Genomic DNA, 13,477 nt, shown 5'->3' with positions numbered 1-13,477 from the left:
TCGAGGGCATCGACGGCGCGGAGCGCCCCGGGCAGCAGGCGATGGCCGGGGCCGTCGCCGAGACGCTCGAATCCGGTCGGCACCTGCTGGTCCAGGCCGGCACCGGGACGGGCAAGTCGCTCGGCTATCTCGCGCCCGCGCTGGCGTACCTGTCCGAGCATCGCGACGCCCGGATCGTGATCGCCACCGCGACCCTGGCGCTGCAGGCGCAGTTGGCGGGATCCGACATCCCCGCGGCAGTGGAGGCCGTGGCCAAGGTGACCGGCCGGCGACCGAAACACGCGATCCTCAAGGGCCGGTCCAACTATGCGTGTCTGCTCAAGGTTCGCGACGGGGCGGTCGACGACCAGTCGGCCCTGATCTCTGCTGCCGACCTCACCGCCGGCATCCCACAGAGCCGGCGCACCCCCGAGTCCGAGCTGGGTGGGGAGGTGCTTGCGCTGCGCGAGTGGGCCGAGTCCGAGCTCGAGGGCGGAGGCGTCGCCGACCGGGATGACGCGCCGAGCCACACGCAGCGGGCCTGGGCCCAGGTCTCGGTGCCGGTCCGCGAATGCCTCGGTGCCCAGCGCTGCCCCTACGGCGAGGAATGCTTCGTCGAGAAGTCGCGCGAACAGGCCCGTGGCGCCCAGCTCGTGGTCACCAACCACGCGTTGCTCGCGATCAACGCGATGCACGGCGGCACCGCACTGCCCGAGCATGATCAACTGATCATCGACGAGGCACACGAACTGACCGCCCGGGTGACCGGCGCCGCGTCCGTCGAGCTTGCCCCGGCCGCCGTGGAGCGGGTCGGCCGGCGCGCCGCCGGCTTCATCGATGACGATCTTGCCCTGGAGTTCACCGAGACCGCCGACGAGTTGCGGGTCGCGCTGGACGACGCGACGCCCGGGCGGGTGGAGAGCGAGGACGCGGCGGTGGTCGCGGCGGCGCAGCGGGTACGCGATGTGGCCCGGCGGCTGGTCAGCGCGCTGACCCGGGGTCGCGACCCCGAGCCCGACCGGCGCCAGGCTGCCGCCGCGGTGCAGGAGATCCACGACATCGCCGAACGGGTAGCGGCGCTGGCGGAGAACGACGTCGTCTGGGTGACCGACTCGGAGCGCTTCGGCCGCGACGTCCGGGTGGCGCCCCTCTCGGTCGCCGGGCTGATGCGCTCCCGGGTGCTCGATGAGCATCCGACGGTGTTGACCTCGGCGACGCTGAAGCTCGGCGGCGGCTTCGGGCCGATGGCCGGCTCGGTCGGGCTGCGCGCCGACGAGGAAGGCGCCGAGCCCGACGAGGGGGAGTGGCGCGGCCTCGATGTGGGGTCGCCGTTCGACTACGGCCGCCAGGGCATCCTCTACGTCGCCTCCGGCCTGCCCGCGCCGACCCGGGACGGGATTGCCCCGCCGACGTTGACCGAGGTGGCCGAGCTGGTCTGGGCCGCCGGCGGGCGTACCCTCGGCCTGTTCGCCTCGCAACGCTCGGCCGAGGCCGCCGCGGTGCACGTGCGGCGCCAACTGCCGGAGCACACGATCTTGTGCCAGGGGGATGCGCAACTCGGCGAGCTGACTCGGCGCTTCGTCGCCGAGCCCGAGACCTCGCTGTTCGGCACCCTCTCGTTGTGGCAGGGCATCGACGTCCCCGGCGACACCTGCGAGCTGGTGATCATCGAGAAGCTGCCGTTCCCGCGACCCGACGACCCGCTGATGCAGGCCCGGCAGCGCGCGGTCGCCGAGGCGGGGGGCAACGGGTTCATGAGCGTGGCCGCCACCCATGCGGCGCTGCTGATGGCGCAGGGGGCCGGTCGGCTGATCCGGCGGATCACCGACCGAGGAGTGGTCGCGGTCCTCGATCCGCGCCTGGTCACCGCCCGCTACGGCTCCTATCTGCGGGCGTCGATGCCGCCGATGTGGACGACGCGCGACCGGGAGGTCGCCGTCGCGGCGCTGCGCCGGCTGCAGCAGGGCAGGTCGGGCGAGCGACCGTAGCGCTCAGACCCGGCGGAGCACGGCGACGACCTTGCCCAGGATCGAGGCGTGCGTCCCGTCGATCGGGCGGTAGGCGGGGTTGTGCGGCAACAGCCAGACCTGCCCGTCGATCCGCTTGAAGGTCTTCACCGTCGCCTCGTCGTCGAGCAGCGCGGCCACGATGTCCCCGTTGACGGCGTCGGGCTGCTGGCGCACCACCACCCAGTCGCCGTCGCAGATCGCCGCATCGACCATCGAGTCGCCGGAGACCTGGAGCAGGAACAGCGTGCCCTCGCCGACCAGTTGCTTGGGCAGCGGGAACACATCCTCGATGCGTTCCTCGGCCAGGATCGGACCGCCGGCGGCGATCCGGCCGACGATCGGCACCGAGACGGCGTCCGGCATCGCATCCCCGATGCCCGTCGGGTCGACCACGGACTCGTCCGCGGCGCCCGGCAACAACACCTCCAGGGCCCGCGGGCGATTCGGGTCGCGGCGCAGGAATCCTTTCGCCTCCAGCACCTTGAGCTGGTGGGCGACCGACGACGACGATGCCAGGCCGACGGCCTCGCCCATCTCGCGGATGCTCGGCGGATAGCCGCGCCGCTGCACCGACTCCTGGATCACCTCGAGCACCCGCCGTTGCCGCGGGGTGAGACCGTCGGCATCGGGCGGGCCGTCGAGATCGGTGCCGAGCTGCGACGCGACCGCGGCGCGCGTCGGGCGACCCGCGCCGCGTTGGGGCGCCGGCCTGGATGGGGTGCTCGCTGCCATGAGGCGAACGTTAGGGCAGCGGGGGAGGTCAATCAAACAACTGTTCGAGCGTGTCGCGCAGCCGGTCGCCGAGTGCCTCGACCACGAGAGTGTCAGACCCGACTGTTTGGCTGAGGTCATGACCCGATGGAACGGCGCGGTACGCGACTGGAACGGCGCGGTACGCGACTGGAACGGCGCGCTGCGCGACACGATCGAACGGATGTGCGAAATATGCTTGCGTTCGGTCGCGGGTCCCACTAGACAAGGATCGAACACACGTTCGACCCGCCTCGGACCACTTCCCACGGAGGCCACCATGACCACCAGCACCTTCGAGCTCACCCCGCGCCCCTCGCTCACCGAGCGCGCGCTGCGTCCGGCCCGGACCCCGGCCCCTGCCCGGCCCCGTCGGCCGCGGCGCGATCGGCGCGGCCCGCAGGCTCATCCCGCGCGTCGGGCCGGATCGGCCGCCGCCAGGGTTCCGGCCCGGGGCTGTGTCGTGGCGGCGGCTCCGGTTCCCGCCACCTGGCGACTGACCGACCGCGGGCTCGCGGTGCTGCTGGCGGTGGCCGGCGTGCTGGGCGTCGCTGCGCTGGTCTGCATCGGTGTGACGGTGGCGGGCATCCTCGCCCTGCCGTGATCCGCCACCACGTCAGTGCTCGACCGCTCCCCGGCCTTTCTTGATCTCGCCGCGCCGCTTCTTGGCCGCCAGCCGGCGCTCGCGTGAGCCGGCGGTCGGCCTCGTCGGCCTGCGGTGTGGCGCCGGTGGGACGATGGCCTCCCGGAGCAGGTGGGCGAGCCGCTCGCGCGCGGCTCGCCGATTGGCGAGCTGGCCGCGATGCTCGCTTGCCGCGATCGTCAGCTCACCGTCGACCAGCCTCGAGGCCAGCCGGGCGAGCGCCCGGTCGCGGAGGCCGGCGGGGATCGAGGGCGATCCGGCCACGTCGAATGTCAGCTCCACCCGCGAATCGCTCGTATTGACGCCCTGACCGCCCGGGCCGGAGCTTCGGGAGAATCGCTCGCGCAACTCCGCGGCGGGGATCACCAGCCGGTCGGTCACCACGAGATCGTCCACCACCCCCGCAGCATGACACGGCCTGTGCCCGCTACGCCTGCGCAATATCGGCGGCGGCCGAAAACGCAGGCGAGGGCGGCATCCCGGCGGACACCACCCTCGTCTGCGGTTGCGGAATCAGCGCTGGCCCTGCTGGCCCCAGTCGGTCTGGGAGGACTGGCCCTGCTGGCCGCCCTGGTTCCAGTCGGTCTGGGAGGGCTGGGTGCCCTGGCCCCAGTCACCCTGCGCGGGCAGCGCGGTCTGGTCACGATTGTCCGGACCGGTCTGGGCGCCGCCGGCGTTGTCGACCACCACCGTCTTCATGATCTTGTCGGCGATGGTCTGTCGCTTCTGGTCCCACAGCGGGAACAGCCAGCCGATGTAGCAGATCAGCGAATCGACAACGTGCGCGATGTCGCGGACGATCGTCATCCCGACGCCGATCGGCTGACCGGTCTCGGCGCCGATCAGCTTGGTGCCGGCCACCTGGCGGCCGACCGAGACACCGGTCGAACCGCCCTTGATCCAGCGGCTGTAGATGGCCCAACCGGCGGCCAGCAGCCACAAGATCAACAACACGATGCTGGCCGGACCTGCCGACTCGCCCGACATGGCGGCATTGTTGTTGACCACATTGAGGATCGTGCCGACCAGCACCAGCGGGAACAGGTCGATGAGCCAGTTGAGCGCACGCTTGCCCCACGGCGCGAAGGCACCGGACGCGGGAGCCGCCGGGTACGCCGAGTACCCCTGCTGCTGATAGCCCCCCGCCTGCTCGCCGTATCCCGGCTGCCCGTAGCTCGACTGCCCGTAGGCGGACTGGCCGTAACCGGACTGGCCGGAATCGGTGGGCTGGCCATAGGCGGACTGACCGGCGTCGGCGGACTGCCCGTAGCTCGATTGCCCGTAACCGGACTGGCCCGAGTCGGCGGACTGCCCGTAGCTCGACTGACCGTAGCCGGACTGGCCGGAGTCGGCGGACTGCCCGTAGCTGGACTGGCCCGAGTCGGTGGGCTGGCCGTAGCCGGACTGGCCATAACCGGACTGGCCGGAGTCGGTGGGCTGGCCGTAGCTCGACTGACCATAACCGGACTGGCCGGAGTCGGCGGGCTGCCCGTAGCTCGACTGGCCGTAGCTCGATTGCCCGTAGCCGGACTGGCCGGGCTGTCCGTAGCCAGTCTCGCCGGGGTCCGACTGGTCGGCGGAGGAGGTTGAGCCTCCCGAAGCGCTCTGCCCGTAGCTGCTCGACCCGGATGAGGATGACCCGGGCTCGGCGTCCTGCCCGTAGGCGGAGGCGCCATAGCCCTGGTTCCCGGCGCCCTGGTTCCCGTAGCCCTGGTTCCCGGCGCTCTGGTCGCCCGGGCTCTGGCCGTAGGGGTTCTGGCCGTACGGGTTCTGGCCGTACCCACCCGCGGTCGGCGACTGCTCGCCGGGCTCCTGCCCGTACTGCTGGTTGCCGTACTGCTGGTTGCCGTACTGCTGGTTCCCGTACTGCTGATTCCCGTACTGGGGCTGGCTGCCGCCACCGGGCTGCTCGCCGTAGGGGGACTGGCCGCCGTACTGCTGGCCGTAACTCCCCGGCGGCTGGCTCGATCCCTGACCGGCCGGCCCGTAGGGACCCGTGGACGGATTCTGCTCCCCCTGCCCGTAGGACGACGACCCGGGACCATAGGCCGGCGACTGGCCATAGGTCCCGCTCGACGAGGCGTCGTTGGGTGCATCGGACTCGTTGTCCGGGCTACCACCGTTCCCGGGGCGATAACTGCTGCTGCCGGGCTCATCCTTGCCGGACTGGTCGCCCCAACCCGGATTCTGGCTCGTCATGCTTGCTCCTTCGTCGATAGGTCACCCGGAGTCTAGAGCCCGACCGTGCTACCTGTCAGTGATGACGGGCCCATACCGGATGACGGGCCCATACTGGGCGGGTGGCGCCTCGACATCAGCCGGCCGGGTGGCGGCCCGCGGGCCCCGGCCCCGCTCACCGCCGGGTCGGCCGCGCCCGGGCGGGTCTGGCCGCGGTGGCCGGGTTCGCCGGCGTGGGGTTGGCGCTCAGCCTTGCATTCGGCGCGACCGGGATCGGCCTGCCGTGCCCGTTCCTGGCCCTGACCGGGTGGCGCTGCCCGCTGTGCGGCGGCACCCGGATGGGCGCCGCCCTGCTGCGCGGCGACCCGGTCGCCGCCTTCGCCGCGAATCCCGCTCTGCTGATCGTGCTCGCCCTGGTCGGGCTGCGTACCCTCGGATGGGCAGCCGAGCTGATCCGGGGCCGCGCGTCTGCGCCGTGGCCGGGGGGCGATGCCCGCGGGTGGTTGGCGCGCCACTGGCTGCCCGTCGGTCTCGCGCTGGCCACCGGGTACGCGGTCGCACGCAACGTGGTCGGCTTCTGACCTGATCTAGACTCACCGCGCCAACAGCGACCCGCGGCAAGGAAGGCCCCCGTGCACTGTCCCTACTGTCAGCACCCCGATTCGCGGGTGCTGGACTCCCGCACCGCGGACGACGGCGGCAGCATCCGCCGCCGCCGGCAGTGCCCGAACTGCGAACGCCGGTTCAGCACCGTCGAGCAGATCCAGCTCGGCGTGCGCAAGCGCTCGGGCGTGGTCGAACCGTTCAACCGGGACAAGGTGATCAGCGGGGTACGCAAGGCCTGCAAGGGCCGGCCCGTCGCCGATGAGGATCTCGCCCGCCTCGGCGAGCAGGTCGAGGCCGCGCTCCGGGCCTCGGGGCAGGCCGAGATCCCCGCCGACGAGGTCGGCGTGGCGATCCTCGGCCCGCTGCGCGAGCTGGACCGGGTGGCGTACCTGCGCTTCGCCAGCGTCTATCGGCAGTTCAACTCGGTCGACGACTTCGCCGCCGAGATCGACCGCCTGCGGACGGGCGCCGACGGCTGACGATCAGCCGACGGCCTCGGTGGGCGCGGCGGGGCGACGGCCGAGCTCCTCGTCCAGGCGGAGCAGGCCCGCGCCGTCGCCGTCGTTGAGCTCCAGGCGACCGACGATCTCGCGGATCGTCGCCTCCTCCTCGACCTGTTCGGACAAGAACCAGTCCAACAGCGGCCGCGACTCGAGGTCACCCGCCTCCTCACACTTCTTGTACAACTGGCGGATCGACTCCGACACGCGCTCCTCGTGCGCCAACGCGGCCCGGAACACGTCCAGCACCTCCGACACGGCGACCTGTGGGGCGCCGACCGCGCCGATCTGCGGGTGATTGTCGCGGGCCGCGACATAGTCGATGAACTTGTTGGCATGCATGATCTCCTCGTCGGCCTGGTGCCGCAGCCACAGCGCCATGCCCGGAAGATCGCGGATCTCCAGCTCGATCGCGAGCTGGCGGTAGGTGATCGAGGCCTCGAACTCCAGGGTGATCTGATCGTTGAAGGCGTCGGTGAGTTCGGACGAGAGCTTCATGGCGGGAACGCTACTGGAGCGCATCGGCGTCCTCCAGAGCGCGCAGCCTCACCTACACCCGCGCCGGGCGTAGCATCGCCGCCATGGATCCCGCGGCATCGCAACCACCGAGTCGACCCGCAGATCCGGCGTCGCTGCCCGGGCTGGAGGCCGGCACCCGGGTGCGGATCGTCGAGGTGGGGGCGCGTGACGGCCTGCAGATCGAGCGGGAGATCTTGCCGCCGGCGAGCAAGATCGCCCTGATCCGGGGCCTGGCCGATGCGGGGCTGCGCTGCATCGAGGCGACCTCGTTCGTCTCGCCCCGATGGGTTCCGCAGCTCGCCGACGCCGAGGAGGTGCTGCGCGCGGTGGCAGACCTGGGCGAGCGCGGCGTCGAACTGCCGGTGCTCGTCCCGAACGAGCGTGGCCTGGAGCGGGCTCTCGCGGCCGGCGCCCGCAGTATCGAGGTCTTCACGTCCGCTACCGAGAGCTTCGCGATGCGGAACTGGAACCGTGACCTGGCCGGGGTGCTCGCGATGGCCGCCCCGGTCGCCGCCGCGGCCAGGGCCGACGGGCTGCCCGTGCGCGGGTATCTGTCGATGTGTTGGGGAGATCCCTGGGAGGGGCCGACCGAGCCGGCACGGGTGGCCGGCATCGCGGCCGAGCTGCTGGCCATGGGCTGCGACTCGGTCAGCCTGGGCGACACCATCGGCGTCGCGACCGCCGGCGGGGTGCACCGGCTGCTGGGGGCCGTCACCGATGCCGGCATCGGACTCGAGCAGGTGGGCCTGCATTTCCACGACACCTACGGTCAGGCCGTCTCCAATGTCCAGGCCGGACTGCTCGCCGGCGTCCGGACATTCGACTCCTCGGCGGGCGGCATGGGCGGCTGCCCGTACGCCGAATCGGCGACTGGGAACCTCGCAACCGAGGATCTGGTCTGGTTCCTGGAGGGGATCGGCATCGACACCGGCGTCGATCTCCCGGCGCTGGCCCGGGTCAGCGCCGAGATGGCCGGTCAGCTCGGCCGGCCGGCGCCGTCGGCGGTCGCGCGTGCGCTCGCGCCGCACGGCTCGACCGTGCGCTAGGTTCGGCACGTGGGCGAGTACGAAGACTTCGACCTCGATCGGAGCACGCAACAGTCCTGGGACGCGTTCACCGACCGCCTCGCCGAGGTGATCTCGATGATGGACGACACCGCCGATCTGTCGATCAGCAGCGTCGCCGCGGGCAGCGACGAGGTGCCCTTCGTGTCGTTCAGCTCGGTGAACCGCGACGTGCTGCGGGCCGAGGCGGCGAGCAACGCCCGGCTGGGCGAGAGCTTCCAACTGACTGCCGACGAGTTGGATGCGATGGAGCGTCTCGGCTGGCAGCCGCCCAGCGCCGACGGCGAACGCCCGACCCCGAACTTCTGGATCGAGCTGCCCCAGGAGGACTCCGTCCGGTTGGCGCAGATCACCGTCGGTGCGCTGCGCGATGTCTACGGGATCATGCATCCGGTGTTCTTGTCCCCGGACCATCTCGCGGAGATCCTGACCCCGCGCAAGGCCCTGACGGGCGAGACCGAGTTCGACGTCGAGGACGTCAAGGCCGTCGTGCCGGTGAGCATCGAACACCTCAACGACATGGTGTCGGAGGAGCTGCAGGAGATGTTCGGTCACCCGCCGGTGATCGACTCCGAGGGCGACTTCGCGATCCGGATCGGGTCCACGATGTTGTTCCTGCGCTCCTCGGCAGACGGCCGCGAGGTCGTCTTGTTCGCGTCGGTGGTGCACGACGTGGAGGGTCGGTCGCGCGCCATGGAGGTCCTCAGCGACCTGAACACGGAGGCGCGTACCGTGAAGTTCCAGTTGGTCCGCGACCGCGTGTTCGCCACGATGTCGGTGATGGCGCATCCGTTCGTTCCGGCCCACCTGCAGCAGGCCGTCCGGATGCTCGGCGAGGTCGCCGACGGGATCGACAGCGAGTTGGCGACGAAGCTGCGCGGGCGTACCACCTTCGAAGAGACCTGAGCCGAAGTGCCCGACGAGCAGGACCCGACGAGCAGGACCCGACGAGCAGGAAGGGAGTCGATCATGAACGCCAAGGATGACGGCCCGGACGGCCGCTACCCCGACGATCAGGTGGTCGCCGGCGCGGTGGTGGTCGGCGTCGACGGTTCCGAGGACAGCCTGCGCGCCGTGCGGTACGCCCTGCGCGAGGCCAACAACTGGGACAAGGACCTGCTGATCGCCCACGCGATCGACGATTCCATCCTCGCCGGTGCCTGGGGAGTCACCTACGACCCCACGATGCTCGCCGATGCCGGAGCCGAGGTGGCCGACCAGTCCCGCGTCTATGCGATCGAGCAGGGTATCGCCCCCGAACGGGTGCGCTCGGAGGTCTTCTTGGGCAATTCGGCCGCGGTGCTGTGCCGGTTGAGCGACCACGCGCACACCGTCGTCGTCGGCCGGCGCGCGAAGAGCGGGCTGGAGCGGCTGTTCGTCGGCTCGACCAGCGTCAGCCTGGCCGGTTCCGGGCAGTGTCCGGTGATCATGGTCTCGGCGGCGACCAATCCGGAACGGACGGGCGGCAAGGGCGTGATCGGGGTCGGCATCGACAACACCGACCGGTCCAAGGAGGCGCTGCGCTATGCGTTCGTGGAGGCGACCCGCCGCGGGGCGCGGGTGCTGGCGGTGCACGCCTTCGAGGTGAATCGGCCGTTCTTCGCCGACGATGCCCAGGTCGAGCGGCGCGCCGCCGAACAGTCGGTCGCGGCGGAGGAGGGTGCGCGGGCGCTGCTGGCCCCGTTCGAGGCGGAGTTCCCCGGCACCGAGACCGAGCTGCGCGTCGTTCGCTCGCACCCGGTCGACGAACTGCTCGCCCGCACCCGCGAGGTGGACCTGCTGGTGCTCGGCGTCCAGGGGCTCGGCGTACCGGGCGTGTCGCCCGGCGGCACCATCCGGGCGGTGATGGCGCACGCCGAGGCGCCGCTGGCGCTGGTCCGGCACGCGCGCCGCTGACCGCCCGGGGTGATCAGCTCGCGGCGATCAGCTCGGGGCCACGGCGACGAGGATCGCAGTCGAGCCGAGCACGGCGAGTGCGAGACCGACCTCGGCGCCGAGCGTGACGCCCAGGGTGTGCAGCCGAGTACGCGCGAGGGTGGTGCCGCCCGCACCCAGGTGGCGCAGCCGGAAGACGACCGCTCGGGCATAGCGGCGACCGTGGTTGCCGAGGAGCAGCATCGCGCCGAAGACCCCCATCTTGATCAACAACACCAGCCCGTACCACGAGGTGAGCAGCTCGACCGGGCCGCCGGCGATCGCCAGCGCGTGCACCGTGCCGGTGACCGCGAGCGTCGCGATCGCCACGGTCGCCAGCGCCGAGAACCGCGGGATCACCTCGTCGAGGTCGGCGGTCAGGTCGCTCGGAATGAGCACCGCGGCGAGCACCACCAAGCCGCCCAGCCACGCCCCGGTGGCCAGCAGGTGGCCGGCGGTGGCGATCACCTTGATCACCATCCACGGCGGCTGGACCGCGTTGGACTGGGCGACCAGTGAGAGCGCGACCACCCCGACCAGCACGAGGGTGATCACGCGCCGTCGCCCCCGGATCGGCTGCGCGACCAGCTCGGGCCCGTAGAATCCGGCGACGCACAGTGCGGCCAGCCGGACCAGCAGCCACGCCCCCGACCCCGGCGCGACGACCTCGGCGTACGGCCGGCCGGCCAGCACCATCTGCACCGCCGGGGAGGCGATGGTGCCGGCGGCGAGCAGCACGATGCCGGCGGCGGCCAGCGCGACCAGGCGGCGCAGTGCCTGACCGGCGGGCCAGACCACCGCCCAGAACAGGGCGATGCCGGCGCACAGCACGAACCCGAGATAGATCAACATCCGCACGCACCCGGTGAGGAACAGGATCAGGTCATCGCTCAGCATCGGCGGCCCGACCTCATCGCGGCATCGGGGCGTCGTACTGGACCAACACCAGCGCCTGCGGTCGCGGCAGCGCCTGCACGGTCGCCAAGCGGGGGGCCGATCCGGACTGGCAACTGCGCGCGGGCGGGTCGAGCAGCGGGCAGTTGATCCCGAGCACCGTGGGGCCGGTGACCACGATCATGACCGGGGTGGCCTCGTCGGCGGCGGCGAGCGGCCCGAGCGCGGCCAGCCAGCGGCCGGCCTTCGACGGCAGGCTCGCCGTGCCCACGCCGGAGATGCGGTACGCCAGTTGCGCGGTGTCGGCCGGCGCCGGCAGCCCGAGGCTGACGGGCGCGGCCACGCGGCCCTGCGGCACCTCGACCGGCTGATCGGCGGCGGTCACCTGCACCTGTGCGGCCACCGGCTCGGCGGAGGCGAGGGCGCTGCCGGCACCGTCCAGGCGCGGCGGGCGCAACTCAAGGGACGCCGCCGGTCGCGGCAACCGCACGTACTCGACCACCCGGAAGCCGCCCTCGCTGTCCGGCGTGGCGATCATGGTCACGCCCACCCGGTCCAGCCCGGGCCCGGTGGTCGCCGCGGGCGGAGCGGGCGCGTCGGCGGTCGGCTGGGGAGCCGGGGCGGTCGGAGCGGTCGGGTCGGAGGAGTCGGTCGGGCCGGGGGAGTCGATCGGGCCGGGGGAGTCGGTCGGGCCGGGACTCTGCGGGGCGCCGGGGGCCGGGGGCGGGGCGGCGGTCGGCGATTGGCGTACCTGCACGGCCACCAGCACCGCGGCACCGAGCAGCGCGACGGTCGCGAGCGCGCCCGTCACGCGGCGCACAAGACCGGTCGGTCGTGCCACTTGCTGCCTCCCCCCGAAGACCGAACCGACGGCCACGCTCCGGCGAGATGTCCGACCGGTCGCGTGAAACGCGCGTCATTTCGTGATCCGCATCCTATGCTGGCGCCACGACAATCACGCCATTCGGGGGAATCGTGAACACATCATCGTGGCGCCGCTTGATCCTGCGCACCTGCGCGGTCGCGGCCGCCCTGACCATCGCACTCGCCGCGCTCGGCGCGCCGACCCGCAGCTCGGCCGCCAACGAGGCGACTGTCTATCTCGTCCAGGGGCTGCCGGGTCGCAGCCTCGACGTCAAGCTCGGGGGCAAGGAGGTCGCGAGCGGGGTCGACGGTGCGACCGTGGTCGGCCCGTTCACCGTGGCCGCCGGGCGAACGAAGATCGAGCTGGTGGACGACGACAAGGCCGTGGCCACCGCGACCGTCGACCTCGAAGCGGGGAGCAGCTCCGACGCGGTCGTGCACCTGCCCGCGGCGCCCGACGGCGACCCCGTCGTCACGCTCTACCGCAACAACCTGACTCCCGTGCAGGGCGGCAAGGCGGCCCACGCGGTGGCGCACGTCGCAGCGGTCGGCCCCGCCGACATCCGGGTGTCGGGCAAGGTCCTGTTCGCCAATGTGGCGAACGGCGAGTTCCTCTACAAGGTGGTGCCGGCCGACACCTATTCGGTCGACATCGTGCCGGCGGGCACCGACGGACCCGCGGTGATCGGGCCGATCGACCTCACGCTCAAGCCGGGGCGACTGACCTGGGCATTCGCCATCGGCGATCCCGGTCGCGATGAGATGACCGTGGTCACGCACGAGATCGACCTCGGCTCCGGCGGGGGCTCGGACCGGCCGGATGACGTGGACACCGGCGCCGGCGGACGACCGGCGTGGGATCGCTTCTGAGCGCACGGGCGGCGCTCGTCGCGCTGCTCGCGGCGGGCCTGCTCGCCGGCTGCTCCGCGGCTCCGCAGGAAGCGGCGCCGGAGCCACCCGCGGCGCGACCGGGACGCGCGGCCGATGACAGCGCCCGCTGGATCCCGGAGCGGATCGAGCTGCCCGGTCGGGGCGCGGCGCCGATCGCCGTCGCGAGCACGGTCAACGGCTCACTGGTCGTGCCCGAACGGGTCGGCGAGGTGGGCTGGTGGGACGGCAGCGCGTACGTCGGGGACCCCTACGGCTCGGTCGTGCTGGCGGGCCACGTCGACTCGATCGCCGGCGCCCCGGGCTACTTCCGTGCGCTGTGGGGCGCGCGCCTCGGCGACCGGATCGAGCTCGGCGCCGGCGCGCACCGGCAGGGCTACCGGGTCGCCGAGATTCGCAGCGTGCCCCGGGCCGAGCTGGTGGACGACGAGGAGGTGTTCGGCCAGACGGGATCTCCGCGACTGGTCATGTTGACCTGCATCGGCGAGTACGACGCGGCCGCGGGCGGGTACGCCGAGAACCTGGTCGTGGTGGCTCACCCCGAGTGAAACCGCGGCGCCGGCCACGCCCGGGGTCGGGGCGCCGATCCTCAGTTCCCGCACCCTGGCTGCGATCGGCGCCGGTGCGGCGCGACGGTTCGCCCCGGTGCTGGTACGGGTGTCCGCGCTC

General features: G+C 72.1%; 15 protein-coding genes. 9 read left to right on the top strand and 6 right to left on the bottom strand.

The genetic code is table 11. The annotated features are described in order from the left end of the window. The first annotated feature begins 41 nt into the window (after nucleotides 1-41). The gene (locus ACXDC7_RS11990; protein ID WP_459222832.1) at nucleotides 42-1,967 is read left to right on the top strand and encodes an ATP-dependent DNA helicase; all 1,926 of its coding nucleotides are present in this window, start codon (nucleotides 42-44) and stop codon (nucleotides 1,965-1,967) included. Between the two features lie 3 nt (nucleotides 1,968-1,970). Here ACXDC7_RS11990 and lexA read toward each other — a convergent pair whose 3' ends face one another. Then, on the bottom strand, nucleotides 1,971-2,720 hold the full coding sequence (lexA, locus tag ACXDC7_RS11985; RefSeq protein WP_179446175.1) for a transcriptional repressor LexA: 750 nt from the start codon (nucleotides 2,718-2,720) through the stop codon (nucleotides 1,971-1,973). 118 nt (nucleotides 2,721-2,838) lie between these two features. Here lexA and ACXDC7_RS11980 point away from each other — a divergent pair, with 118 nt between their 5' ends. Further along, on the top strand, nucleotides 2,839-3,342 hold the full coding sequence (locus ACXDC7_RS11980) for a hypothetical protein (protein WP_459222277.1): 504 nt from the start codon (nucleotides 2,839-2,841) through the stop codon (nucleotides 3,340-3,342). 12 nt (nucleotides 3,343-3,354) lie between these two features. On the opposite strand, the gene arfB is transcribed toward ACXDC7_RS11980, so the two are convergent. Both arfB and ACXDC7_RS11970 read right to left on the bottom strand, forming a co-directional pair. Beyond that, complete coding sequence (gene arfB / locus ACXDC7_RS11975) at nucleotides 3,355-3,780, bottom strand: alternative ribosome rescue aminoacyl-tRNA hydrolase ArfB (RefSeq protein WP_179446177.1); 426 nt, start codon at nucleotides 3,778-3,780, stop codon at nucleotides 3,355-3,357. 114 nt (nucleotides 3,781-3,894) lie between these two features. Beyond that, on the bottom strand, nucleotides 3,895-5,580 hold the full coding sequence (locus ACXDC7_RS11970) for an RDD family protein (RefSeq protein ID WP_459222276.1): 1,686 nt from the start codon (nucleotides 5,578-5,580) through the stop codon (nucleotides 3,895-3,897). A 101-nt stretch (nucleotides 5,581-5,681) separates the two neighbouring features. On the opposite strand from ACXDC7_RS11970, the gene ACXDC7_RS11965 reads away from it, so the two are divergent. Both ACXDC7_RS11965 and nrdR read left to right on the top strand, forming a co-directional pair. Next, nucleotides 5,682-6,140, top strand: a complete 459-nt coding sequence (locus ACXDC7_RS11965) for a DUF2752 domain-containing protein (protein WP_459222275.1) — start codon at nucleotides 5,682-5,684, stop codon at nucleotides 6,138-6,140. 51 nt (nucleotides 6,141-6,191) lie between these two features. Continuing rightward, nucleotides 6,192-6,644 carry a transcriptional regulator NrdR gene (gene nrdR / locus ACXDC7_RS11960; protein ID WP_179446178.1) on the top strand — a complete coding sequence of 151 codons (453 nt, stop codon included), beginning with the start codon at nucleotides 6,192-6,194 and terminating at the stop codon, nucleotides 6,642-6,644. A 3-nt stretch (nucleotides 6,645-6,647) separates the two neighbouring features. Here the strand turns inward: nrdR and ACXDC7_RS11955 are convergent, their stop codons facing one another. Next, the gene (locus ACXDC7_RS11955) at nucleotides 6,648-7,163 is read right to left on the bottom strand and encodes a ferritin (RefSeq protein WP_459222274.1); all 516 of its coding nucleotides are present in this window, start codon (nucleotides 7,161-7,163) and stop codon (nucleotides 6,648-6,650) included. Between the two features lie 83 nt (nucleotides 7,164-7,246). Here ACXDC7_RS11955 and ACXDC7_RS11950 point away from each other — a divergent pair, with 83 nt between their 5' ends. From ACXDC7_RS11950 to ACXDC7_RS11940, 3 genes are all read left to right on the top strand, one after another. Next, nucleotides 7,247-8,230, top strand: a complete 984-nt coding sequence (locus ACXDC7_RS11950; RefSeq protein WP_459222273.1) for a hydroxymethylglutaryl-CoA lyase — start codon at nucleotides 7,247-7,249, stop codon at nucleotides 8,228-8,230. A 9-nt stretch (nucleotides 8,231-8,239) separates the two neighbouring features. Continuing rightward, complete coding sequence (locus ACXDC7_RS11945; RefSeq protein WP_246292661.1) at nucleotides 8,240-9,154, top strand: T3SS (YopN, CesT) and YbjN peptide-binding chaperone 1; 915 nt, start codon at nucleotides 8,240-8,242, stop codon at nucleotides 9,152-9,154. A gap of 63 nt (nucleotides 9,155-9,217) precedes the next feature. After that, a complete protein-coding gene (locus tag ACXDC7_RS11940; protein ID WP_459222272.1) occupies nucleotides 9,218-10,144 on the top strand; it encodes a universal stress protein in 927 nt (308 codons plus the stop codon). A 27-nt stretch (nucleotides 10,145-10,171) separates the two neighbouring features. Here ACXDC7_RS11940 and ACXDC7_RS11935 read toward each other — a convergent pair whose 3' ends face one another. Next, a complete protein-coding gene (locus tag ACXDC7_RS11935) occupies nucleotides 10,172-11,059 on the bottom strand; it encodes a CopD family protein (protein WP_179446182.1) in 888 nt (295 codons plus the stop codon). A 13-nt stretch (nucleotides 11,060-11,072) separates the two neighbouring features. Further along, on the bottom strand, nucleotides 11,073-11,897 hold the full coding sequence (locus ACXDC7_RS11930) for a hypothetical protein (RefSeq protein WP_459222271.1): 825 nt from the start codon (nucleotides 11,895-11,897) through the stop codon (nucleotides 11,073-11,075). 134 nt (nucleotides 11,898-12,031) lie between these two features. Here ACXDC7_RS11930 and ACXDC7_RS11925 point away from each other — a divergent pair, with 134 nt between their 5' ends. Together ACXDC7_RS11925 and ACXDC7_RS11920 are read left to right on the top strand one after the other, a co-directional pair. Continuing rightward, a complete protein-coding gene (locus tag ACXDC7_RS11925) occupies nucleotides 12,032-12,790 on the top strand; it encodes a DUF4397 domain-containing protein (RefSeq protein ID WP_179446184.1) in 759 nt (252 codons plus the stop codon). Further along, a complete protein-coding gene (locus ACXDC7_RS11920; RefSeq protein ID WP_343045989.1) occupies nucleotides 12,775-13,356 on the top strand; it encodes a class F sortase in 582 nt (193 codons plus the stop codon). Before ACXDC7_RS11925 ends, ACXDC7_RS11920 begins: the two co-directional genes overlap by 16 nt. Nucleotides 13,357-13,477: the final 121 nt, after the last annotated feature.

The organism is Naumannella huperziae (assembly GCF_054073625.1).
Note: the sequence above shows the minus strand (reverse complement) of the source record. Positions and strands in the feature narration are given on the sequence as shown.

Excerpts from the sequence above, each read along its gene's own strand:
- ACXDC7_RS11935 (WP_179446182.1), bottom strand. The coding sequence starts at position 11,059 with ATGCTGAGCGATGACCTGATCCTGTTCCTCACCGGGTGCGTGCGGATG.
- ACXDC7_RS11955 (WP_459222274.1), bottom strand. The coding sequence starts at position 7,163 with ATGAAGCTCTCGTCCGAACTCACCGACGCCTTCAACGATCAGATCACC.
- ACXDC7_RS11990 (WP_459222832.1), top strand. The coding sequence starts at position 42 with ATGGCCGGGGCCGTCGCCGAGACGCTCGAATCCGGTCGGCACCTGCTG.
- ACXDC7_RS11980 (WP_459222277.1), top strand. The coding sequence starts at position 2,839 with ATGACCCGATGGAACGGCGCGGTACGCGACTGGAACGGCGCGGTACGC.
- ACXDC7_RS11950 (WP_459222273.1), top strand. The coding sequence starts at position 7,247 with ATGGATCCCGCGGCATCGCAACCACCGAGTCGACCCGCAGATCCGGCG.
- lexA (WP_179446175.1), bottom strand. The coding sequence starts at position 2,720 with ATGGCAGCGAGCACCCCATCCAGGCCGGCGCCCCAACGCGGCGCGGGT.
- ACXDC7_RS11940 (WP_459222272.1), top strand. The coding sequence starts at position 9,218 with ATGAACGCCAAGGATGACGGCCCGGACGGCCGCTACCCCGACGATCAG.
- ACXDC7_RS11970 (WP_459222276.1), bottom strand. The coding sequence starts at position 5,580 with ATGACGAGCCAGAATCCGGGTTGGGGCGACCAGTCCGGCAAGGATGAG.